This is a genomic window from Thioclava sp. F36-7 (assembly GCF_002020075.1).
GTDB lineage: Bacteria > Pseudomonadota > Alphaproteobacteria > Rhodobacterales > Rhodobacteraceae > Thioclava > Thioclava sediminum.
The window spans coordinates 161,043-182,142 of sequence record NZ_MPZR01000001.1 but is presented as its reverse complement, the minus strand read 5'-3'; the positions used below and the strand labels follow the sequence as shown (position 1 = coordinate 182,142).

Genomic DNA, 21,100 nt, shown 5'->3' with positions numbered 1-21,100 from the left:
ACGCGAAAGAACCAGTTGGACAGGAATGTCGACGCATTGAGGTCCAATAGAAAGCGAGTGGTCCATGGTTGGTGCGAGCAAGATCCTGACCGTATCCTACGGCACCTTTTCGTGCACCTTGGAAGGATTTGATGAGCCTTTCAACACGATGAAGGCGATTGCGGAGTATTTCCGCGATCTGGCTGCCGACGACCGGTATTTTGGTGCAGAGCCGCCCCAGCCCGATGCGGAGATGCTTCACCGTATCGCAGAGCGCGAAATTCAGCGCCGGGTCGAAGCGAAAATTCAAGAAAACGGCGTGGTTCTGCGCCAGCAAGACACCCTTCTGGGTGGCGAGGCTGCAGCCGACGAAGCGCCTGCACCCGCTCAGGAAGAGCCGCTGGTGACGTCGGAGGTGCCGCAAGAAGCCGCGCCTGCCGCCGAAGCGCCCGCGCAGCCCAAGGTCGCCGAGACGCCTGAGCCGGCAGCCGCGCCCGAACCGATCGCAGAGCAGCACGAAGCCGAGGTTGCGGCGCAGCACGCCGAACCCGAAGCAGGCTTCGCGCAGCCGGAAACCGTCGCCGCCAAGCTGCAACGTATCCGCGAAGCCGTGGCCCGCGCCCGCGTGGTTCAGGCCGACAGCTTTGCCGAGGAAGACGAGCCCGTTTCCGTCCCCGAGGCGCTTCTGGACCGCTTCGAGACCGAGCCGTCGAGCGAAGCCGAAGATTTCGGCTATGACCTCGACATTTCCGGCCCGCTGAGCGCCGAGGAAATCGAACCCGAAGCCTCCGAACCCACGCAGCCCGAGGCCGAGATGCCCGAGGCGGAGGTGGCAAAAGAAGCCTCGGCAGAGGCCGCGCTCGAACAGATTGCGGAAGAAAACGAAGAAGTGGCGGAAGTTGCTCGCGAAGACGAAGACGTCGTCACCGAGGAAGAGCCCGTCGCCGAAGCGGATGAGGTTGAAGCCGAAGACATCGCAGCAGCCGAACCCGATGCCTCGGAAGAGGACGCTGCCGACGAAGCCGAAGCCGCGTTTGGCCCGACCGACGACCAGATGGGGCGCCGTCAGGCGGCCCGCCGCGCGCGCCGTTCGGCCAAGCGTGCCAAGCGCATCGCAGCGCTCAAGGCCGCAGCCGAAGAACTCGGTGCGACCGAAGAGGAAACGGTCGAACAGGCCGAGGAACAAACCGAAGAGACCTCGGCCGACATCACCGTTGACGCCGATGCGCCCGCCGCGCCGCGGATGCGCGCGCGTGTGATCAAGGTACGCCGCCGCGAAACGATCGAAGCCGCGGCTGCGGAGGTTGCTGCGGACGCTTCGGAAGAGATTCCGGCGCAGACCGACGACGCGGCCATGGCAGACAGTGCAGAGGATCAGGCGATCCCGGCTGCCGAGCAGATCGACGGCGACGGCGCGCAACAGGCATCCGAAGTGGCTGCCGAAGCCGAGCAAGAGGTGGAAGCCGAGGCCGAGCTGGAAGCAGAAGCCGAGGATGACGACCTCGCCGCACGTCTGGCGGCCGAATTGAGCGAAACGACGGAGGAGGCCAGCCCTGCTCCGGTCGCGCCGCAGGCAGAGCAGCCGCAGGATGAAGGTGATCGCGATAGCCGGATGCCGGGGCGCCTCTCGCCCGAAGCCGAAGCTGATCTCATGCGCGAACTCGCCGCGCTGCAGATGGAGAACCTCTTCACCGGCGCCGAAATCGAGACGGCTGACGAAGCCCCGGACGAGGCGGTTGCGCAGGCAGATGTTTACGAAGGCCTGGAGCTGCCCGATATCGACCTGTCCGATCTGGAAGACGAGTCGGTCGACGCGCCGCTGGTTCTGACGCAAGACGAGGCCGCCGCGCCCGAAGCGGAAGAGCCCGAGGCGACCCCGGCAACCGCATCGCTCGACGCGCAAAACGTGCTGGTTCTGGGCAACGCGATCATCGCCGAAGAGGCCGAAGCCGAAGCCGAGATGTCGGAAGACGACACCGTGGCCGAGGATGAGGCCGAGGATATCTCCGCCGACGTCTTCGCACCGGAATTTGACGCCGAGGCCGCAGACGAGACCGAAGCCGAGGACGCGGAGGCAGAGGCCGAAACCGTCGAGACCGCCGATGCGGAAGACACGGAAGAGGCGGAAGCCCCGACCGAGGTTGCCGCACGCGAGACCGCGTCGCTCTCCGAGGAAGAGACCGACCGCGAAGCCGAGGTGGATCGCCTTCTGGCCGAGGCCGACAAGCAGGCCGAAGTGGTCGAAACCCGCCGCCGCTTCTCCGCGATCGCGCATCTCAAGGCCGCCGTCGCCGCGACCGTTGCGGATCGTCTGGCCAAGGGGCAGGACACCGCGAAAGGGGGCGTCGAGGATGAAGACGGGTCCGAACCCTACCGCGCCGATCTGACCCAGGCTGTGCGCCCGCGCCGCCCGGTCAGCTCGGGCGAGACGGCATCGCGCCGTCCCGATCCGGTGCGCCCCGCGCCGCTGGTGCTGGTGTCCGAGCAGCGCGTCGACGCGGAGGAAGCCTCGGAGGTCGAGGAAGTCGAGCAGCCCGTGGCTCAGCCCGCCGCCGCGATCCGTCCGCGTCGCGTCTCCGCAGGTCAGTTCGCCGCTGCCCAAGGCGACGACTCCGAAGCCACGCCGATGAACCCCGAGCAGGCGACCAGCTTCGCCGAATTCGCGGAAAGCCTTGGCACGCAGGGCCTCTCCGATCTGCTGGAAGCCGCCGCCGCCTATACCTCGGCTGTCGAAGGGCGCCCGCATTTCTCGCCGCCGCAGATCATGCGCAAGCTGTCCGTCATGGACGATGCGGCTGACGTGCCGCGCGAAGAGCGGATGCGCGTCTTCGGCCGCCTGCTGCGTCAGGGCAAGATCACCAAGGTGAAGCGCGGCCAATATGCGATCACCGAAGCCTCGCGCTACTGGGACGAGGCGAAGATGGCCTCGGGGCAGTAAGCCCGGCGACAGATCAGAAGGGGCGGTCCTGCGGGGCCGCCCTTTCTCATTCGATCAGTACAGCCGCGCGCGCAGACACTGGATCAGCACGCGCGAGCCGGGGGCGATCAGCGCGTCGGGAAAATCGTAATCGGGATTGTGTAGGGCCGGGCGGTCGCCCGCGCCCAGAAGCGCCATCGCGGCAGGGCCATGATCGGCGAAACGCCCGAAATCTTCGGAGGCGCGCATCGGCAGATCGGTCTCGGTGGTCTCGATCCCCTCGGCTTGCAGCGCCGCGCGCAGGATGGCGTTCGCTTCGGGGGTGTTTTCGCAATGGCGAAACACGTCGTGATAGGTGATCTCGCGCTCCAGCCCGAGCGCATCGGCGGCCTCGTGCACCATCGTCTCGGCTTTCTCCACGAGCCCCGCCATCCCCGCATCGCGCTGGGTGCGCAGGGTCGCCCAAAGCTCCGCCGCGCCGGGCGCGACGCCGAAGGCGGGCTCGCCGAGCCGCGCATGGGTGACCGTGACACGCGCGAAATCGGGATCGCTCTGGTGCAGATCGTTGCCGAGCGCCGTCAGATCGCTCAGCAGCCGGGCGAGCGCCGGGGCGGGCGAGAGGCCGCTTTCCGGCAGCGAGGCATGAGCGGTCCACCCGGTGAGCGTGATTTTCATGCCGCGCGAGGCGCAGTTCATCACCCCGTCCTGCAGCGCCGCCGCCCCGAAGGGCACGCCGGGCATGTTGTGCAGCGCGAAGGACAGATCGGGCGTGATCTCGGCAAAGCGCGGATCGGCGATCACGGCCGCAGCCCCCGCGCCCGTCTCTTCGGCGGGTTGGAACAGCAAGATCGCGCGGCCGCGCGCAGGACGATTGCGCGACAGCCAGCGCGCCACGCCTGCGAGAATCGCCATGTGACCGTCATGGCCGCACAGATGCCCCTTGCCGGGAAAGTTCGACCGGTAAGGCGGCGTGCCGGTCTCGTGGATCGGCAGCGCGTCCAATTCGCAGCGCAGGAGAATCGTCGGGCCGGGCTCCGCCCCCTCGTAAATCGCGGCCACGCCATGCCCACCAAGCTCGGTCAGCGTCCGGTCGGGGGCGGTCGGCAGCAGCATCGCGACGACCCGCGCGGCGGTGTCGCGTTCCTCGCCGGAAAGCTCGGGGTCCTGATGCAGACGGTGCCGCCACGCGGTCAGTTCCGCGATGTCGGAATTGGTCAGACTGTCGGGCGGGAGGGGGCAGGGCGCGCTTGTCATCGGGCTAATTTGCCCGTTTTTCAGCGCGCCCGCCAGAGGGTGTCACGGCTGCGACGGATCGTCGGGATCGTCCTTGCCGACGCCTTTGAAGATCGGCTTGAGCGGCGCAATCCACAGCAAGCCAAGCACGACATAGACGCCGAACTCGGCCCAGATCGGCAGCCGCCCCCAGCGCGCGCCCGCCCAGTTCACCACCGTCACCGCGACGACGATATAGGCGGGCAGCCCCACGACGAGGGCCAGCAGCGAGAGGCGGCGTCGGGCCTTGTAGCTCAGCGCCATCGGATCAATCCGCGAAGGGGTCGGTCACGAGGATCGTGTCGTCGCGCTCAGGCGAGGTCGAAAGCATCGCGACCGGGCAGTCGATCAGCTCCTCGATCCGGCGGACATATTTGATCGCCGCCGCCGGAAGATCGGCCCAGCTGCGCGCGCCTTCGGTCGATTCGGCCCAGCCTTCGATCTCTTCATAGACGGGCACGCAGCGCTTCTGCTCTTCCGCGGCGGTCGGCAGATAGTCGAGCGTCTCGCCGTCGAGCTCATAACCGGTGCAGATCTTGATCGTCTCAAAGCCGTCGAGCACGTCGAGCTTGGTCAGCGCGATGCCGTTCACGCCGGAGATCGCGCAGGTCTGGCGCACCAGCGCCGCATCGAACCAGCCACAGCGGCGCTTGCGGCCCGTGACGGTGCCGAATTCATGGCCGCGCGTGCCGAGGCGGTTGCCGTCTTCGTCGTCCAGCTCGGTCGGGAAGGGGCCTTCGCCGACGCGGGTGGTGTAGGCCTTGACGATGCCGAGCACGAAATCGATCGCGCCCGGGCCCATACCGGTGCCCGCTGCGGCCTGACCTGCGACCACGTTCGACGAGGTCACGAAGGGGTAGGTGCCGAAATCGATATCCAGCAGCGAGCCCTGCGCACCTTCGAACAGGATGCGCTTACCCTGCTTGCGCTTCTCGTTGAGCACTTTCCAGACGGGGGCTGCATATTTCAGGATCTCGGGCGCGACTTCCTTGAGCTTCGCGATCAGCGCGTCGCGGTCGATCGCTTCGATGCCGAGGCCCTTGCGCAGCGGATCGTGGTGCTGCAGCGCGCGGTCTACACGGGCCTCCAGCGTCGCATCGTCCGCGAGGTCTGCCACGCGGACCGAGCGGCGGCCCACCTTGTCCTCATAGGCCGGGCCGATGCCGCGACCGGTAGTGCCGATCTTGGTGCCTTTCGACGCCGCTTCCTCGCGGGCGCGGTCGAGCTCGCCGTGAATCGGCAGGATCAGCGGGGTGTTTTCCGCGATCATCAGCGTCTCGGGGGTGATCTCCACGCCCTGATCGCGGATCTTCTCGATCTCTGCGAGAAGGTGGAACGGGTCGAGCACGACGCCATTGCCGATCACCGAGAGCTTGCCGCCCCGCACCACTCCCGAAGGCAGCGCGTTGAGCTTGTAGACCTTGCCGTCGATCACGAGCGTATGGCCCGCGTTATGACCGCCCTGAAACCGCGCGATCACATCCGCGCGCTCGCTGAGCCAGTCCACGATCTTGCCTTTCCCCTCGTCACCCCATTGGGCGCCGACGACGACGACATTGGCCATTGCTCTCTCCTTGGCAGGTGTAAAACCGCGCGAGGTATAGCGGCTGAGCGCGCGGTGCGAAAGCCCGCATTTGCGAGAGGTGGTTCGCTCTATTCACGTGTGACGCGCGCGCGAGGGGGCAGGCGCCTCCGGCGGGGATATTGGGGCCAAAACGAAGGGGAGGGCGCAGGCAGGCAGCGCGGCTGTGCCGATTTGACCCCGCGAAAGCCGAAAATCCACCTCTGCGGCCTTGCACCCTCAGTCTCATCCGCCTAGATAGGCGCGTCGCAAGAAAGAAGGCCCGACCCGTTCATGGAAAACGTCGTTCTCTCGATCCATCTGATCCTCGCACTGCTGCTGATTGGCGTGGTGCTGCTGCAACGCTCCGAAGGGGGTGGCCTCGGCATGGGGTCGTCCAACAGCTCCGGCGGCGGTGTCGGCGGGCTGATGACCGGTCGGCAGGCGGCCAATGCGCTGACTCGCGTGACCTGGGTTCTGGCCGCTGGCTTCTTTGCGACCTCGGTGACGCTGACGGTTCTGGCCGCGCAGAAAGCGGGCAGCAGCTCGGTGCTCGATAGCGCCGCGCCCGAGCAGAGCGCTCCGGCAGAGACCGCGCCGGCCAATGACACGACCGGCTCGACGCCGTCGCTCGATGTCGTGATGCCGCCGCCGGCAAGCGGGTCGGATTCCTCGACCGGCGGAAACGCGGGCGAAACCACGACGGATACGCAAAGCGGTCCGGTTACGCCGCCCGCCGCCAACTAAGCCGTCACTTCAGCCGACAATCGGTTCGCACCCACAAAAAGTTGCGGGTGCGTCCAATCCAAACTCAATAGCTTGCGGTCTGGTTGCGGGCAGGCCGCGAATCGTGTAAGCATTAAATCCCGTGATCCTGACCCTCTTTGGGGCAGGGAAACCATTCGAATTTCGCAGATCACGGGGGTCTTCATGGCACGTTATGTCTTCATTACCGGCGGCGTTGTCTCGTCGCTCGGCAAGGGTTTGGCATCCGCCGCCCTGGGGGCATTGCTGCAAGCACGCGGCTTTTCGGTTCGGCTGCGCAAGCTCGACCCGTATCTCAACGTCGATCCGGGCACGATGAGCCCGTTCGAGCATGGCGAGGTCTTCGTCACCGATGACGGGGCCGAAACCGATCTCGACCTTGGTCACTACGAACGCTTCACAGGTGTTTCGGCGCGCAAGACCGACTCGATCTCTTCGGGGCGGATCTACACCAATGTGCTCGAGAAGGAGCGCCGCGGCGAATATCTGGGCAAAACGATCCAGGTGATCCCGCACGTCACCAACGAGATCAAGGACTTCCTCGATGTCGGCGATGACGAGGTCGATTTCATGCTCTGCGAGATCGGCGGCACGGTCGGCGATATCGAGGGCCTGCCCTTCTTCGAAGCGATCCGCCAGTTCAGCCAGGACCGCCCGCGCGGCCAATGTATCTTCATGCACCTCACGCTGCTGCCCTATCTGGCGGCGTCGGGCGAGCTGAAGACCAAGCCGACGCAGCACTCGGTGAAGGAACTGCGCTCGATCGGCCTGCAGCCCGACGTGCTGGTCTGCCGCTCGGAGCAGCCGATTCCGGAGAAAGAGCGCGGCAAGATCGCGCTGTTCTGTAACGTGCGCCCCGAGGCGGTGATCCCGGCCTATGACCTGAAGTCGATCTACGAGGCGCCGCTGGCCTATCACCGCATGGGCCTCGATCAGGCAGTGCTGGACGCGTTCGGCATCTCGCCCGCGCCGAAGCCGGAACTGAGCCGCTGGGAAGACGTGATGGATCGTCTCGACCATGCCGAGGGCGAGGTGCGCGTGGCGATCGTGGGCAAATATGTCCAGCTGGAGGATGCCTACAAGTCGATCGCCGAGGCGCTGACCCATGGCGGGATGGCGAACCGGGTCCGCGTGAAGGCGGAATGGATCGACGCGGAGATTTTCGAGAACGAAGACCCCGCGCCCTATCTGGAAAATTACCACGCGATCCTCGTGCCCGGCGGCTTTGGCGAGCGCGGCACGGAAGGCAAGATCCGGGCGGCCCAATTCGCGCGCGAAAAGGGCGTGCCTTATCTGGGCATCTGTCTGGGGATGCAGATGGCCGTCATCGAGGCCGCGCGGAACCTCGCGGGCGTCAGCGATGCGGGCTCGGAAGAGTTCGACCACGAGGCGGGCAAGAAGCGCTTCACCCCGGTCGTCTATCACCTCAAGGAATGGGTGCAGGGCAACCACCGGGTCGAGCGCAAGGTGACAGACGACAAGGGCGGCACGATGCGTCTGGGCGCCTATTCGGCCGCGCTGAAAGAGGGCTCGAAGGTCGCCGAGGTCTACGGCTCGACCGATATCGAAGAGCGTCACCGCCACCGCTACGAGGTCGACATCAAGTATCGCGAGCCGCTGGAGAAATGCGGCATGACCTTCTCCGGCATGTCGCCCGATGGCCGCCTGCCCGAGATCGTCGAGCACAAGGACCATCCGTGGTTCATCGGCGTGCAGTTCCACCCCGAGCTGAAATCGAAGCCCTTCGCGCCACATCCGCTGTTTGCGGGCTTCATCAAGGCCGCGCGGGATCAGAGCCGGTTGGTGTGAGGAAGCAAGGTAAGTAAGGTCTTTCGGGGGGGGCGATCGCAGAGGTGCGGTCGCCCTTTTCTGATGCAGATTTACGCTTGGGCCCCCTGTAGCGACAAGTCGCAGCTCCCGGATCAATTCTGGGTTGCAACAGGGGGAGGATTTTCTGGCGATTGTGCAACAGGTGCCGCTTTTCCGTGAAAACCTCGTGCGTTCTGCGTCCTAATAATTGCGCAAAATACTATGAATTCTAACCAGTTCCGCGCGTTTTTTATAGGTGCGGGATGCTCGGATCGAAACGCTCCGAGCTGTCTGACTTCCAGGGCGACCTGGCCCGTATTTTTTGCGAGTGACATCTGTGAAACTGCTCCAACTCCTTTCAAGGTATGCCTGAGATGAACAAGACTGCACTGGCGCTCATCGCTTTGTTCGCCTTTCCCGCCCTCGCTCAGAGTGAGCCTTCTTTTTATGTCTCCGGTGCGATCGGCACGATCGGCGGGGGCATGAAGACCTCGGACGATCTGGCCGGCAATCCGCCCACGGCCCCGCATGGGGCGATGGGTGGTCTCGACACCGGGTCAAAGCGAAGCTTTGCACTCGCCGTCGGTTATCAACTCGACCCTAATCTTCAGGTCGAGGTTAGCTATGGGAAATATGAATACGGCGACACTGACTGGGGAACCGATTTCTCCGGCACCTACAATGGAGCTACCGCAACGCCCTTTTCAGGCAAGCTCAGCTCGGATGTGCTCTTCGTCGGCGTCAATTACTTGGGTGACTTCGCACCGAACTGGAATTGGCAAGTCGGCGCGGCCGTTGGCATGGCGCGCAACAAGTTCCACCGTGCTGCGGAAGGCACTTATGCGGAAGTTCGCTCCAACGCGCAGAACGAGTTTGCCTTTAAGGTCAGCGCGGGCCTCGGCTACAAGCTGAGCGAGCACCTCAAGGTGCTGGGCAATGTCGACCTGGTGAGTCTCGGTCGGTTCGAATCCGCCAAGCAAAGGGACGTGGACTGGAGCTCCACTCCGAACCCGATTGCGCCCTACAAGTTCGACACGAATCTTCAGCCTGTCGTGAGCCTCGGACTGTCCTACAGCTTCTGAACTGTTGGTCTGCGAGATGACCGTTGGCCCGGAGCAGAAAGGCTTCGGGGCAACGGTTTTCTGACGTTCAGACCAAAAAGCCGCGCTCAGCTTTGCGCGGCTTTTTTCTTTTTCTTCTTGGAGGTCTTAGGCGCGGGTTTCTCGGCTTTGCCGCCGCCACGTGCGGGGTCGATATGCCGGGCCAGCTCGGCCGGGTCGAGGCGGATCAGCGCTTGGATGTAGCCCGAGGCCGCGTCGAGCAGCTCGCATAGGGCCGCCGCGCGCGGATCAGCGCTGCGGGCTTCAAGTGCGGAAAGGTTGTCACGCGCGGGGCCGATGACGCGACGCTCGCGCTCGGCCAGCATCAGACGTGCCAGTTCCCACGGCTCGGTGGGCGCCACGAAGAAATCCTTGCGCGAGCCCGGCGAGCGCGCGGCCTGCACCAGACCCGCATCGCGCAACTCCTTCAGCGCGGTCGAGACATTGGAGCGAGATAAGCCAAGCTGCGTCACCAGATCGTCGGCCGAGGGGGCTTGCGCCGCGCGCCAGATCGCGCCGAGGCAGCGGCCTGCGGGGCGGGAAAATCCGAAACGGGGGGCGAGTTCGGCGAAGGCTTCGGGCAGTTCGGTTTCACTCATGCATCCATCCTCTGCCGCCTATTTTCGCCGCTCGGTTACGCGCCGGGTCGGCGCGCCGCGGACAGCCCCGCGATCAGCGCGGCCTCCCCGTCGCCCAAAGTGACCTGCGCGCCCTGCGCTTGCAAGCCGCGGGCGCAAATTTCCGACCAGCCGGGGGCGGAGGCGGAGGACAGCGCGAGCACGGTTTGCCCGAGCCACCACGGTTTCGCTGCGGCGAGTTCCGCGCCGAGCACGGCGCCAGTGGCGCGCGGGGCGGGACGTCCGAGGCTGAGGGGCGCCAATTCGCGGGCGAGGCGCTCGGGGCGCGAAAGCGTATCGGCGAGGGCTGCGTCGAACCCGTCGCCTGCCTCCAGCGGTGCGCCAAGAGCGGCCAGCATCGCGGCGGAGCCTGCGCGCATCGCGCTGACCACTTCGCCCGCCGAGATATGCGCCCAGATCGCGCTTGCGCCGCAGATCCAGATCACGCCATCGAATTGCGGGAGGCCGGCGAGGATGCCGGCGATCCGGGCCGCCTCGGGGGCGGTGATCTCGGTGCCGTCGCTGTCTTGGATCAGGCCGGGCAGGGCCGGATAGCTTTGCCCGCCGATTTCGGTCAGCGGCAGCGCGCCTTCGGGGCGAGGGGTGCAGGGCAGGGCGCGCGGGGCAGGGCCTGCAGCGGAGGCCGCCACGATCGCAGCGGCCCCGTCGGGCAAAAGCGGGCGGGCGGCGGGCCCGGATTTGCGGTCGCTCACCGCCCCGTCCGAGACATGTGCAGCGCGCCAGCGCCCGAATTCTTCCGTAAGTGCGATCCAATCAGCCATGGCGCATCAGATCGCACGGAGGTGGTGCGGGATCAACCCTGCGACAGGCAGGCGGTGATCGTGTCCGCCATTCCCTGCATCAGGTCCTCATAGAGGCCGGGGCCATAGGTCAGCGCGGTGCCGGACGGATCGAGCGGCTTGCCGAGCGTCACCGGCGTGCCATCTACGAGGATTTCGACCATTTTCGGGTCGTGGTTCGCCTCCGGGAAGGCGCAGACGGCATCCTTCGCCGAGGCCTCTTCGCGCAGGCTCACCAGATGGGCCGCGCCGGGGGTCGAGGCGTCGCTGGGCGAGAGCGCGCCCATGATGGTCAGCCCGTAATGATCGGCCAGATAGCCATAGGCCGCGTGATAGACGAGGAAGGGCTTGTCCGCGACCGGCGCAAACTCAGCCTTGAGCTTGGCGTCGAGCGTCTCGATCCGCGCCTGCGCCGATTTGGCATTGGCTGCGTAGGTGTCGGCATGGTCGGGGTCGGCCTTGGAAAGATCTTCGGCGATCAGGCCGAGCCAGAGCTTCGCATTGTCGGGGTCGAGCCACGCATGGGGATCGGTCATCTGATCGACCTCGGCGTGGTCGTCGTGCCCCGCCTCGGCGTGATCCTCGTCCTCGTCGAGATCGGAACTGTGATCATGCGGGTCCTGCGCAGAGAAGCTGCGCAGCGTCGTTCCGGGGGCGTGAAGCAGTTCGACCGATTGGCCCTTCACTCCGACGCCCTCGATCGCGCGTTCGAGCCACGGCGTCAGGCGCGGGCCGACCCAGAAGACGAGATCGGCATCCTGCAGATCGCGCGCTTGGCTTGGCTTGAGCTGATAGTGATGCGCGTCCGAATTCTGACCGAGCAGCACTTCGGGCTTGCCCAGATCGCCCATCACCTGCGCGACGAGAGACTGCACCGGCGGCACATCGGTGACGACGCTGGGCACTTCGGCTTGGGCGAGTGCGGGCAGCGCGACGAGGGCGCTCACGAGAACGGGAAGGGTGGGGCGCATCGGATGTCTCCTGTCCAACTTGATCTGAGGAGCGGAACATGTATGTTATAAAATCACTCGTCAAGAAGAAATGTGATAAGGTAACGCTCTCGTGGGATCTTCGACCTCTTCCGCCAAGGCTTTCACGCCGCATGACCACAGCCGATGCGCCGGCACGACGCTGGCGCGCGCCGAGGCTGTCGCCGCCGAAAAGGGCGCGCGTCTGACCCCGGTGCGCAAGCGCGCGCTGGAAATTCTGCTGGAAGAACATCGGGCTATGGGCGCCTACGAGGTGCTCGATCGGCTCGCAGAGGATGGGTTCGGCAAGCAGCCGCCCGTGGCCTACCGCGCGCTGGAATTCCTTGTCGAGCATGGTCTGGCGCATCGCGTGCGCCGCCTGAATGCCTTCGCCGCCTGCATGAGCCCGGGCGAGGAACACGCGCCGGTCTTCCTTATCTGCCGCAACTGTGGCGAGGTCGCCGAGGCCGGGCCCGAAGAGGGGGCCGAAGAAGTGCGCCGCGCGCTGCAGGGCGCCGCCGAGCGGTTGAATTTCCATGTCGAGCGGGCGACCGTCGAGGCGCTGGGGCTCTGCCCGAACTGCGCCGCCGAGGAGGCGCAATGAGCGAGTTGATCACGGCGCAGGGCCTGAGCGTGCGCCATGGCGAGGTCGAAGTGCTTCACGGCGTCGACTTCACGATTTCCCCGGGCGAGATCGTTACCGTCGTCGGGCCCAACGGGTCGGGCAAATCGACGTTGATCCGCGCCCTGATCGGGCTGGAGCGCGCCGCCCGCGGCAAGGTGAACCGTCAGGCGGGGCTGCGGATCGGTTACGTCCCGCAAAAGCTGCATGTCGATGCGAGCCTGCCGTTGACGGTGCGCCGCTTCCTGTCGCTGCCCAAGCGCGTTTCCAACGCGCGGGCCGAGGCCGCCCTGGAGCGCACCGGCGTGCCGCATCTGGGCGCGCGGCAGATTTCGCGCCTCTCGGGCGGGCAGTTCCAACGTGTGCTTCTGGCGCGCGCCTTGCTGTCGGAGCCGCAGATCCTGATCCTCGACGAGCCGACGCAGGGGCTCGACCAGCCCGGCACGGCGGGGTTCTACAAGCTGATCGAGGAGGTCCGTCAGGAAACCGGCTGCGCGGTGCTGATGGTCAGTCACGATCTGCACGTCGTGATGTCGGCCTCGGATCGGGTGATCTGCCTCAACGGCCATGTCTGCTGTCAGGGCACGCCGAAGGTGGTGGCCGAGGCACCGGAATATCGCGCGCTGTTCGGGATGGGCACGCAAGGGGCCTTCGCGCTCTACCAGCATAGCCACGATCATGGCGAGCACGCGGATCACGCGACCTGCAGCCACGATCACGACCACGCCCATGACGAGGCACAAGACGGCACTCAAACCCACGGGCAGGCGCATGTTTGACGATTTTCTTTTCCGCGCGGCGCTGGCCGGGATCGGCTTGACCTTCGCGACCGGCCCCTTGGGCTCTTTCGTGGTGTGGCGGCGGATGGCCTATTTCGGCGATGCGACGGCGCATGCGGCGATCCTCGGCGTCGCGCTGAGCTTCGCCTTCGGTATCTCGGTCTATCTGGGCACGCTTGGCGTGGCGCTGGCGATGGCGCTCACCGTCGCACGGCTGTCGGGGCGCGGTCATGCGATGGACACGCTCTTGGGGGTTCTCGCCCATTCCGCGCTGGCTTTCGGCCTCGTCGCGGCGTCGCTGCAATCGGGGCTGCGGGTCGATCTGTCGGCATGGTTGTTCGGCGATATTCTCGCCGTGTCGCGCAGCGATCTGGCCGTGGTCTGGGGCGGCTCGGCTGTGGTCGTGGCGCTGCTGGCATGGCGCTGGCAGGGGCTGCTGACCGCGACGATCAATGACGAGCTGGCGATGTCTTCGGGGCTCGACCCGCGGCGCGAACAGATGGCGCTGACCATCGCGCTGGCGCTGACCGTGGCCGTGGCGATCAAGATCGTCGGCGCGCTGCTGATCGCGGCGCTGCTCATCATCCCGGCGGCGACGGCGCGGCAATTCGCGCGCGGGCCGGAGGCGATGGCGGCGGGTGCGACCGGGGTGGGGATCGCCTCGGTGCTGCTGGGGCTCTGGGGGTCGTTGCAGTTCGACACCCCCGCCGGTCCGTCGATCGTGGCGGCCTCGACCGTGCTCTTCGTACTGTCCTTGCCGCTGCGTCGCGCGCGCTAAGCCGCGCTGCCGCTTGCCATTTCCCCTCCCGCGCGGTGAGATGCGCGGCAAAGGAGCCCCGATGGATCACCGCAGTTTCAAGACCCCGGCGCAGATATTCGTCGACCTCGCGGCGGGCAATCCGCAGCGTCGCATGGCTTTCGATCCCGCGCAGCGGCGCGCGGCGCTGCAGGCGCTCTCGCGCGCGATCCATGACTACGAAGCGGAGATCCTCGCGGCGCTGGCGGAGGATTTCTCCAAGCCCGAGGCCGAAATTCGCCTGAGCGAGATCCTGCCCGTTCAGGCCGAGATTTCGCACGCGCTGCGCCACCTGAAGACGTGGACGAAGGTCCGCCGGGTCCGCCCGACCCGCGCGATGCTGGGCACCCGCGCGCGGATCGTGCCCGAGCCGAAGGGCACCGCGCTGATCATCGCGCCGTGGAACTACCCGCTGGCGCTGTCTCTGGGGCCGTTGGTTTCGGCCATCGCGGCGGGCTGTGCCGCGATCGTCAAACCGTCCGAGCTGGCCCCGGCCAGCGCCGCCGTGATCGCGCAGATCGTGGAGGAGGCGCTGCCTGCCGATCTCGTGCGCGTTGTACAGGGCGGGGTTGAGGTCAGTCAGGAACTGCTCGACCAGCCCTTCGATCATATCTTCTTCACCGGCTCGCCGCGGGTGGGCAAGATCGTGATGTCGGCGGCGGCGAAGCATCTGACGTCGGTGACGCTGGAACTCGGGGGCAAATCCCCGGTCATCGTCGGCCCTGGCGCGGATCTGAAAAAGGCCGCGCGGATGATCGCCTGGGGCAAGTTCGCGAATGCCGGTCAAACCTGCATCGCCCCCGATCACGTCTATGTCGCCAAGCAGATCGAGGCGCCGTTTCTGGCCGAGCTGAAAGCCGCGATCGCGCGGATGTATGGCAAGACGGAAGAGGCGCAGGCGGCTTCGCGAGACCTCGCGCGGATCATCAACGCGGATCATTTCGCCCGCCTGATGGGCATGATCGAGAGCGCGCAATCCGCTGGCGCAAAGGCGCTGACCGGAGCCACCAGCGAGGCCGAGAGCCGCTATATCGCGCCGACCGTCCTGATGGGCACCGACCCGTCGATGCGCGTCGAGCAGGAGGAGATTTTCGGCCCCGTTCTGCCGGTCATCCCCTTCGACGATGCGGCGGATGTGGTGGCGCGGATCGAGGCCGGACCGAAGCCGCTCGCCCTTTATATCTTCGAGCGCGACCGTGGTCTGATCGACCGGCTGCGCCGCGCGACCAGTTCCGGCGCGGTGGGCGTCAATGTCGCGCTGGTCCATTATCTGCACCAGAACCTGCCCTTCGGCGGGATCGGGAATTCGGGTGTCGGGGCCGCGCATGGCCATTGGGGCTTCGAGGCCTTCACCCATCTCAAGCCTGTGCTCGAGAACCGGTTCGCGCCGCTTGCGATGCTGATGCCGCCCTATCGCAGCGGACGCATGGCGAAGCTCGCCCAGAAATTCCTGCGCTAGTTCCGACAGCAGATTTCACGCGTGATCGCGTTCCGCCACAAGCCCGTGTAATCGCTCCGGTTGGCGAAATCGCGCCCTAGTTGAACCCTTGTGATTAATAAGAAACAGGGGATTAACCAATGGCATCAACAGAAACGATGGCCGGAGGAGGCAAACTGCGGCGTGACGCCGGGGTCATCGGGCTGCTCTTTGCCTCCACCACCTCCATGATCGGCTCGGGCTGGTTGTTCGGCGCCTATCACGCGTCGAAAATCGCAGGACCGCTCTCGGTCTGGTCCTGGGTGATCGGGGCGGCGATCATCATGCTGATCGCGCTGTGCTTCGCCGAGCTCTCCACGATGTTCTCCAAATCCGGCGCGCTCGTGCATATGAGCCATGCGAGCCACGGCGCGACGCTGGGACGGCTCTGGGGCTGGATGTTGTTTCTCAGCTATGCGCCGGTGCCTGCGGTCGAGGCCGAGGGGATCGTCACCTATGCCAATAACTACCTGCCCTATTTCCTGCGCGGGGACGGGTCGGGCACGCTGACGCTGGTGGGCTTCATCACCTCCGCGCTGCTCCTGAGCGTGCTGGCACTGCTGAACCTGCTCGCGATCAAGGCGCTGCTGAAGGTGAACAACACCGTCACGTGGTGGAAGATCGCCGTGCCGCTGATCACCGTGGTCGGCCTGATCGCGGCCTCGTCCCATTGGGGCGTCTGGCATGCGGCACCGGGCACTTACAAGGCGCAGGGCATGTTCACCGCCATTCCCGCCGCAGGGATCGTGTTCTCCTTCCTTGGCTTCCGCACCGCGATCGACCTGGGCGGCGAGAGCGCCAATCCGGGCCGCAATATCCCGATGGCGGTGATCGGGTCGGTCATTCTCGCCGCGATCGTTTATATCCTGCTGCAGGTGGCCTTCATCATGGCGCTCTCGCAGGGCGATCTGGCGAATGGCTGGGCGTCGTTGAGCTTCAAAGGCTCCGCTGGTCCCTTCGCCGGTCTCGCGGCGACGCTGGGCATGGGATGGCTGGCGCTGCTCCTTTACGTCGACGCTTATGTCTCTCCCGGCGGGACGGGGCTGATCTACGTCACCGGCGGCTCGCGTATCCTCTATGCGGTGGGTGACACCGAGAGCGGGCCGAGCGCACTGACCCATACGACCCGCCACGGCGTGCCGTGGCTGGCGGTCGCGGTGATGTGGGCCGTGGGCGTGTTCTTCCTGCTGCCCTTCCCGGCATGGCAGCTGCTGGTGGGCTATATCAGCTCGATCACGGTTCTGACCTACGGCCTCGGTCCGATCGTCCTGATGGTGCTGCGCCGCAGCCAACCCGATGCCGAGCGCGCCTTCCGCCTGAAAGGGGCGGAGTTCCTTGCGCCGCTGGCCTTCATCGCGTCGAACCTCGTGATCTACTGGACGGGTTTCTACACCGACTCGATCCTGTTCGGGATGCTGCTCGGGGGCTTCGCGGTCTATGCGGTCGTCTTCCACGTCGTGCAGAAGAAATCCGCCTCCGAGTTCGGCTGGGGGCATATCGGCTGGCTGGCGCTGTGGTTCGGCGGGCTTTGGGTGATCACCGGACTCGGCACCTCGGATCACGCGCTCAATGTGCTGAACTTCTGGAGCGGGATGGGCCTCGTCGCGGTGTGGTCGCTGGTGGTAATCTGGTTCGCGCTGCGCGCGGCTCTGCCCGCCGAGGAGACCGGCGCGCTGATGGAGCGTATCCAGCGCGGCAACTGAGCCTTTGCGAAATGACAAAAGGGCGCGCGGGGAAACTCGCGCGCCTTTCTTATGCGCGCTTCACCTTCCAGCGGCGATGGATCCAGAGCCATTGCTCCATATGCTTGAGGATCATCTCCTCTAGCCCGTCATTGAGCGTCTGCGTCATCGCCTCGGGGGCGCTGTGCGGGACGGGCTTGTCGGCATAGATCTTGAAACTGAGCCCGTCGGGCTGCCGGATTGCATAGATCGGTACCAGATCGGCTTTCATCTTCAGCGCCATTTCCGCCGCCGACAGCGGCGTGAAGGCGGGCAGGCCGAAGAAGCTCAGCTCCGCGCCCTTGTTGAAATGCTGGTCGAAGCCGAAGGCGACCATCCCGCCGTCGCGCAGGAATTTCATCATGTCGCCCAAGCCCCGGCGCGAGCGCGAGAACAGCGGCTCGGCGATGGCGGAGATGGTCGAGACATATTGCTCGTTGAAAAGCGGGTTGTTCATCGGGCGGTAGATCGCGCCGACCCGGTAGCCGTGGCCTGCAAGCGCTGCGCGCCACGCATCGTAATTGCCGAAATGGCCTGCAGCCAGAACGACGGGGCGACCCTCGCGATGGGCGGCCTCCAGCGTCTCTGCACCGGGGCCTTCGATCGGCAGATCGCGCACGCGCGCCACGAATTCCTCGCCCGAGTAAATCTCCGCCAGCATCCGGCCCAGATTGTCGGGCATCTCGCGCTGCAACCGCTTGATCTCGTCTTCGGACAGGTCCGGGCAGGCGATACGCAGGTTCTCGCGGATCTTGCGGGTGAAGCCGAGGATCGGGGCCAGCCGCGCGACCATCCGTCCCGCCGCGGGGATGCGCCGCTCGTAGGGCAGGCGCTGGACCAGCCGCATCACTGCCACGAAAAGGGCATTCGAGGCGCGGTCGGACAGGGTGGGTTCGCGGTTCTTCATCGTGTCGGGTGTCAGGCTCTGGCTTGGCGCGCGGCACGGCGCTCACGCGACCAGACATAGAGGCCAGCCCCCACGATCACAAGCGCCCCGGCAATGGTGAACCCGTCGGGAAACTGGCCGAACATCAGCCATCCCCAGAAGGATGCGAACAGCAGACCCGAGTAACCGAAGGGTGCGAGCGTCGAGGCTTCGGCCAGTGCGAAGGCGCGGATCAGCAGGAATTGCGACAGGCTGCCCGCCAGCCCGAGACCGAGGAAGATCCACAGATCGGCCAGCGCGATCGGCTGCCAGATGAAGGGCAGGGCGAGCGAGGAAAGCGCAAGCCCGGTAAAGGCCGACCAAAGCTGCGAGGTGGCCGCGCTATCGCCGCGCAGGTAGCGCGTCAGCAGCACCGCGCCCGCGAAGCTGAACGCGGCCAGCAACGCCAGAAACGCCGCCGGATGCAGCCCGCCAAAGCCCGGGCGCAGGATGATCATCGCGCCCATGAAGGCCGCCAGAATGCCGAAGATGCGGTGCGGGCCTAGCCGCTCGCCCAGAAACAGCGCCGCGCCGAGCGTCACGATCACCGGGTTGAGATCGCCAAGCGCGGTGGCAGTGGCCAGCGGCACGTGTTTCAGCGCGTAGAAGAACGACACGATCGCGCCCATCTGGAACAGCGCCCGGCCCAGCTGGAACTTCGGCTGTGCGCTGCGGATGCGGCGGGGCAGGGTGCCGCGATAGATGAAGGCGAGCACGGCGGCATTCACCGCGAAGCGCGCCCAGACGATCAGAAGCGGGTGATAGCCTTGTCCGAGAAGCTTGGCGAAGGCGTCCATCAGCGTCAGCATCGAGAACGCGCCGAGCATCAGCGCGATCCCCATCCCGGGGCGATCGCCCTCGGGATGTGAAGAGGGGGCCACGCCGGGCCCCCTCGCAGTCGCTTTCAAGCCGGGCAGAGCCATCAGAGGAGGCTCTTGACCTTCTCGGCCACGGCCTCGGGGGTGATCCCGAATTTCTCGTAAAGCTCGCCTGCGGGGGCGGAAGCGCCGAAGCCCTCCATGCCCACGAAGCCGGCTTTCGCCTCGCGGCCACGCTCGCCCAGTAGCCAACGGTCCCACGGCTGGCGCACGGCGGCCTCGACGGCCACACGGACCGAGTTCGGCGGCAGCACGCGCTTGCGGTAGGCCTCGTCCTGCTCGGCGAACAGCTCCATGCAGGGCATCGACACGACACGGGTGCCGATCGCTTCCTTCTGCAGCATCTCGCGGGCTTTCAGCGCGATTTCCACTTCCGAGCCGGTCGCCATCAGGATCACCTGACGCTTGCCATCGGCCTCGGCCAGAACATAGGCGCCGCGCGCGGTGAGGTTCTGCGGCTTGTACTCGGTGCGCAGCGTCGGCAGACCCTGACGCGACAGCGCCAGAACCGAGGGCGTGCCCTCCTGGTTCATCGCGATTTCCCACGCCTCGGCGGTCTCGATGACATCGGCGGGGCGGAAGGTCAGCGTGTTCGGCGTCGCGCGGCAGATCGCGAGATGCTCGACCGGCTGGTGGGTCGGGCCGTCTTCGCCCAGACCGATGGAGTCATGGGTCATGACGTAGACGGTCGGCACTTTCATCAGCGCCGACAGACGCATCGCGCCGCGCGCGTAGTCGGTGAAGCAGAAGAACGTGCCGCCATAGGGACGCACGCCGCCATGCAGCCACTGGCCATTCATCGCAGCCGCCATGCCGTGCTCGCGGATACCGTAATGGATGTAGCGGCCCTTGCGGTTCTCCGGGTTGAAGACCGTCATGTCCTTCGACTTGGTCAGGTTCGAGCCGGTGAGGTCGGCCGAGCCGCCGATGGTCTCGGGGCAGGCGGCGTTGATCGCGCCCAGCACCATCTCGGAGGCCTTGCGAGTCGCGACTTTCGGCGCGGCTTCGGCCTGCTCTTTCTTGAACTTGCGGATCGCGCCGGTGAGCTTCTTCGAGACGCCGCCTTCCATGATGCGGGTGAACTCGGCCTGTTTGGCTGCCGAGAGCTTGCCGAAGCGCTCTTCCCACTCGGCGCGCTCAGCCGCGCCGCGGGTGCCGATCGCTTCCCATTGCGACTTCACGTCGGCGGGGATTTCGAACGGGCCGTGATCCCAGCCGTAGATCGCCTTGGTGCGCGCGATTTCCTCGTCGCCCAGCGGCGAGCCGTGGGCCGAGTAGCTGTCGGCCTTGGTCGGTGCGCCGAAGCCGATGATGGTCTTGCAGTCGACCAGAACCGGACCCTTGGCTTTCTTGGCCTTGGTCAGCGCCTCGTCGATGGAGGCCGGATCGTGACCGTCGCAGGCAAAGACCGTCCAGCCCGACGCTTCGAAGCGCTTGCGCTGGTCGGTCTTGTCGGACATCGACACGCGGCCGTCGATGGTGATGTCGTTATTGTCCCACAGCACGATCAGGTTCGACAGTTCCTGCATCCCGGCAAGGCCGATGGCCTCCTGGGAGATGCCTTCCATCAGGCAGCCGTCGCCTGCGATGACCCAGGTGCGGTGATCGACGAGCTTCTTGCCCCATTGGGCGCGCAGCGCCTCTTCGGCGATGGCCATGCCGACCGAAGTCGCGAGGCCCTGGCCGAGCGGGCCGGTCGTGGTCTCCACCGCGTCGAGCAGGAAGTTCTCCGGGTGGCCGGCGGTCAGCGCGCCCGACTGGCGGAAGTTCTTGATCTGGTCGAGCGTCACCTGCTCGTCGCCGCAAAGATAGAGCAGCGAGTAGATCAGCATCGAGCCGTGACCCGCCGACAGGATGAACCGGTCGCGGTCAGCCCATTTCGGGTTCTTCACGTCGAATTTCAGGTGGTTCTGGAACAGAACGGTCGCCACATCGGCCATACCCATCGGCATGCCGGGGTGACCGGAATTGGCGGCCTGCACCGCATCCATCGCCAGTGCGCGGATCGCGGAGGCAAGTTTCCAATGCTCAGGATGGGCGGCGCGCAGCTCTTCGATTTCCATGAAACGTCCTTTCGCGGGGCAGCTGTTGGATGGGTCCGCGCCCCTGATAGC

Annotated in this window: 18 protein-coding genes; 9 read left to right on the top strand and 9 right to left on the bottom strand. The window is 65.9% G+C overall.

Annotated features, from left to right (window positions below; genetic code table 11):
• Positions 1-64: 64 nt before the first annotated feature.
• Positions 65-2,917: a hypothetical protein gene (locus BMI89_RS00625; RefSeq protein WP_078569430.1), complete on the top strand. Its 2,853-nt coding sequence runs from the start codon at positions 65-67 to the stop codon at positions 2,915-2,917.
• 54 nt (positions 2,918-2,971) lie between these two features.
• Here BMI89_RS00625 and BMI89_RS00620 read toward each other — a convergent pair whose 3' ends face one another.
• From BMI89_RS00620 to BMI89_RS00610, 3 genes are read right to left on the bottom strand one after another with little or no spacing between them, the layout of a single operon-like run.
• Positions 2,972-4,150 (bottom strand): amidohydrolase, encoded by a 1,179-nt coding sequence (locus BMI89_RS00620; RefSeq protein ID WP_078569429.1) that lies wholly within the window; start codon positions 4,148-4,150, stop codon positions 2,972-2,974.
• A 42-nt stretch (positions 4,151-4,192) separates the two neighbouring features.
• On the bottom strand, positions 4,193-4,432 hold the full coding sequence (locus BMI89_RS00615) for a DUF2842 domain-containing protein (protein ID WP_078539696.1): 240 nt from the start codon (positions 4,430-4,432) through the stop codon (positions 4,193-4,195).
• 4 nt (positions 4,433-4,436) lie between these two features.
• Positions 4,437-5,732 (bottom strand): adenylosuccinate synthase, encoded by a 1,296-nt coding sequence (locus BMI89_RS00610; protein WP_078539695.1) that lies wholly within the window; start codon positions 5,730-5,732, stop codon positions 4,437-4,439.
• 291 nt (positions 5,733-6,023) lie between these two features.
• Here BMI89_RS00610 and secG point away from each other — a divergent pair, with 291 nt between their 5' ends.
• From secG to BMI89_RS00595, 3 genes are all read left to right on the top strand, one after another.
• Positions 6,024-6,476: a preprotein translocase subunit SecG gene (gene secG, locus BMI89_RS00605; protein WP_078569428.1), complete on the top strand. Its 453-nt coding sequence runs from the start codon at positions 6,024-6,026 to the stop codon at positions 6,474-6,476.
• A 183-nt stretch (positions 6,477-6,659) separates the two neighbouring features.
• A complete protein-coding gene (locus BMI89_RS00600; RefSeq protein WP_078519623.1) occupies positions 6,660-8,303 on the top strand; it encodes a CTP synthase in 1,644 nt (547 codons plus the stop codon).
• A gap of 374 nt (positions 8,304-8,677) precedes the next feature.
• Positions 8,678-9,385 carry an outer membrane beta-barrel protein gene (locus BMI89_RS00595; RefSeq protein WP_168176749.1) on the top strand — a complete coding sequence of 236 codons (708 nt, stop codon included), beginning with the start codon at positions 8,678-8,680 and terminating at the stop codon, positions 9,383-9,385.
• 86 nt (positions 9,386-9,471) lie between these two features.
• Here BMI89_RS00595 and BMI89_RS00590 read toward each other — a convergent pair whose 3' ends face one another.
• From BMI89_RS00590 to BMI89_RS00580, 3 genes are read right to left on the bottom strand one after another with little or no spacing between them, the layout of a single operon-like run.
• The gene (locus BMI89_RS00590) at positions 9,472-10,002 is read right to left on the bottom strand and encodes a MarR family transcriptional regulator (protein WP_078569426.1); all 531 of its coding nucleotides are present in this window, start codon (positions 10,000-10,002) and stop codon (positions 9,472-9,474) included.
• Positions 10,003-10,037: 35 nt separating this feature from the next.
• On the bottom strand, positions 10,038-10,802 hold the full coding sequence (locus BMI89_RS00585; RefSeq protein ID WP_078539691.1) for a 2-dehydro-3-deoxygalactonokinase: 765 nt from the start codon (positions 10,800-10,802) through the stop codon (positions 10,038-10,040).
• Positions 10,803-10,834: 32 nt separating this feature from the next.
• Positions 10,835-11,791, bottom strand: a complete 957-nt coding sequence (locus tag BMI89_RS00580; RefSeq protein ID WP_078569425.1) for a zinc ABC transporter substrate-binding protein — start codon at positions 11,789-11,791, stop codon at positions 10,835-10,837.
• A gap of 91 nt (positions 11,792-11,882) precedes the next feature.
• Here BMI89_RS00580 and BMI89_RS00575 point away from each other — a divergent pair, with 91 nt between their 5' ends.
• From BMI89_RS00575 to BMI89_RS00555, 5 genes are all read left to right on the top strand, one after another.
• A complete protein-coding gene (locus tag BMI89_RS00575; RefSeq protein WP_078569424.1) occupies positions 11,883-12,392 on the top strand; it encodes a Fur family transcriptional regulator in 510 nt (169 codons plus the stop codon).
• Entirely contained in the window at positions 12,389-13,189 is an 801-nt protein-coding gene (locus tag BMI89_RS00570) for a metal ABC transporter ATP-binding protein (RefSeq protein WP_078569423.1), read from the top strand. Before BMI89_RS00575 ends, BMI89_RS00570 begins: the two co-directional genes overlap by 4 nt.
• On the top strand, positions 13,182-13,967 hold the full coding sequence (locus BMI89_RS00565; RefSeq protein ID WP_078519617.1) for a metal ABC transporter permease: 786 nt from the start codon (positions 13,182-13,184) through the stop codon (positions 13,965-13,967). Before BMI89_RS00570 ends, BMI89_RS00565 begins: the two co-directional genes overlap by 8 nt.
• A gap of 61 nt (positions 13,968-14,028) precedes the next feature.
• Complete coding sequence (locus BMI89_RS00560; protein ID WP_078569422.1) at positions 14,029-15,444, top strand: aldehyde dehydrogenase family protein; 1,416 nt, start codon at positions 14,029-14,031, stop codon at positions 15,442-15,444.
• Between the two features lie 119 nt (positions 15,445-15,563).
• Entirely contained in the window at positions 15,564-17,165 is a 1,602-nt protein-coding gene (locus BMI89_RS00555; RefSeq protein ID WP_078569421.1) for an APC family permease, read from the top strand.
• Positions 17,166-17,214: 49 nt separating this feature from the next.
• On the opposite strand, the gene BMI89_RS00550 is transcribed toward BMI89_RS00555, so the two are convergent.
• The 3 genes from BMI89_RS00550 to tkt are packed head-to-tail and all read right to left on the bottom strand — an operon-like array spanning position 17,215 to position 21,049.
• Positions 17,215-18,090 (bottom strand): lauroyl acyltransferase, encoded by an 876-nt coding sequence (locus tag BMI89_RS00550; RefSeq protein ID WP_078569420.1) that lies wholly within the window; start codon positions 18,088-18,090, stop codon positions 17,215-17,217.
• Between the two features lie 11 nt (positions 18,091-18,101).
• Positions 18,102-18,989: a DMT family transporter gene (locus BMI89_RS00545; protein WP_168176748.1), complete on the bottom strand. Its 888-nt coding sequence runs from the start codon at positions 18,987-18,989 to the stop codon at positions 18,102-18,104.
• 41 nt (positions 18,990-19,030) lie between these two features.
• Positions 19,031-21,049 (bottom strand): transketolase, encoded by a 2,019-nt coding sequence (gene tkt / locus BMI89_RS00540; protein WP_078569418.1) that lies wholly within the window; start codon positions 21,047-21,049, stop codon positions 19,031-19,033.
• Between the last annotated feature and the right edge of the window lie 51 nt (positions 21,050-21,100).

Coding starts and splice junctions, on each gene's coding strand:
- BMI89_RS00625 (WP_078569430.1), top strand. CDS start 65: ATGGTTGGTGCGAGCAAGATCCTGACCGTATCCTACGGCACCTTTTCG.
- BMI89_RS00620 (WP_078569429.1), bottom strand. CDS start 4,150: ATGACAAGCGCGCCCTGCCCCCTCCCGCCCGACAGTCTGACCAATTCC.
- BMI89_RS00615 (WP_078539696.1), bottom strand. CDS start 4,432: ATGGCGCTGAGCTACAAGGCCCGACGCCGCCTCTCGCTGCTGGCCCTC.
- BMI89_RS00610 (WP_078539695.1), bottom strand. CDS start 5,732: ATGGCCAATGTCGTCGTCGTCGGCGCCCAATGGGGTGACGAGGGGAAA.
- secG (WP_078569428.1), top strand. CDS start 6,024: ATGGAAAACGTCGTTCTCTCGATCCATCTGATCCTCGCACTGCTGCTG.
- BMI89_RS00600 (WP_078519623.1), top strand. CDS start 6,660: ATGGCACGTTATGTCTTCATTACCGGCGGCGTTGTCTCGTCGCTCGGC.
- BMI89_RS00595 (WP_168176749.1), top strand. CDS start 8,678: ATGAACAAGACTGCACTGGCGCTCATCGCTTTGTTCGCCTTTCCCGCC.
- BMI89_RS00590 (WP_078569426.1), bottom strand. CDS start 10,002: ATGAGTGAAACCGAACTGCCCGAAGCCTTCGCCGAACTCGCCCCCCGT.
- BMI89_RS00585 (WP_078539691.1), bottom strand. CDS start 10,802: ATGGCTGATTGGATCGCACTTACGGAAGAATTCGGGCGCTGGCGCGCT.
- BMI89_RS00580 (WP_078569425.1), bottom strand. CDS start 11,791: ATGCGCCCCACCCTTCCCGTTCTCGTGAGCGCCCTCGTCGCGCTGCCC.
- BMI89_RS00570 (WP_078569423.1), top strand. CDS start 12,389: ATGAGCGAGTTGATCACGGCGCAGGGCCTGAGCGTGCGCCATGGCGAG.
- BMI89_RS00565 (WP_078519617.1), top strand. CDS start 13,182: ATGTTTGACGATTTTCTTTTCCGCGCGGCGCTGGCCGGGATCGGCTTG.
- BMI89_RS00560 (WP_078569422.1), top strand. CDS start 14,029: ATGGATCACCGCAGTTTCAAGACCCCGGCGCAGATATTCGTCGACCTC.
- BMI89_RS00555 (WP_078569421.1), top strand. CDS start 15,564: ATGGCATCAACAGAAACGATGGCCGGAGGAGGCAAACTGCGGCGTGAC.
- BMI89_RS00550 (WP_078569420.1), bottom strand. CDS start 18,090: ATGAAGAACCGCGAACCCACCCTGTCCGACCGCGCCTCGAATGCCCTT.
- tkt (WP_078569418.1), bottom strand. CDS start 21,049: ATGGAAATCGAAGAGCTGCGCGCCGCCCATCCTGAGCATTGGAAACTT.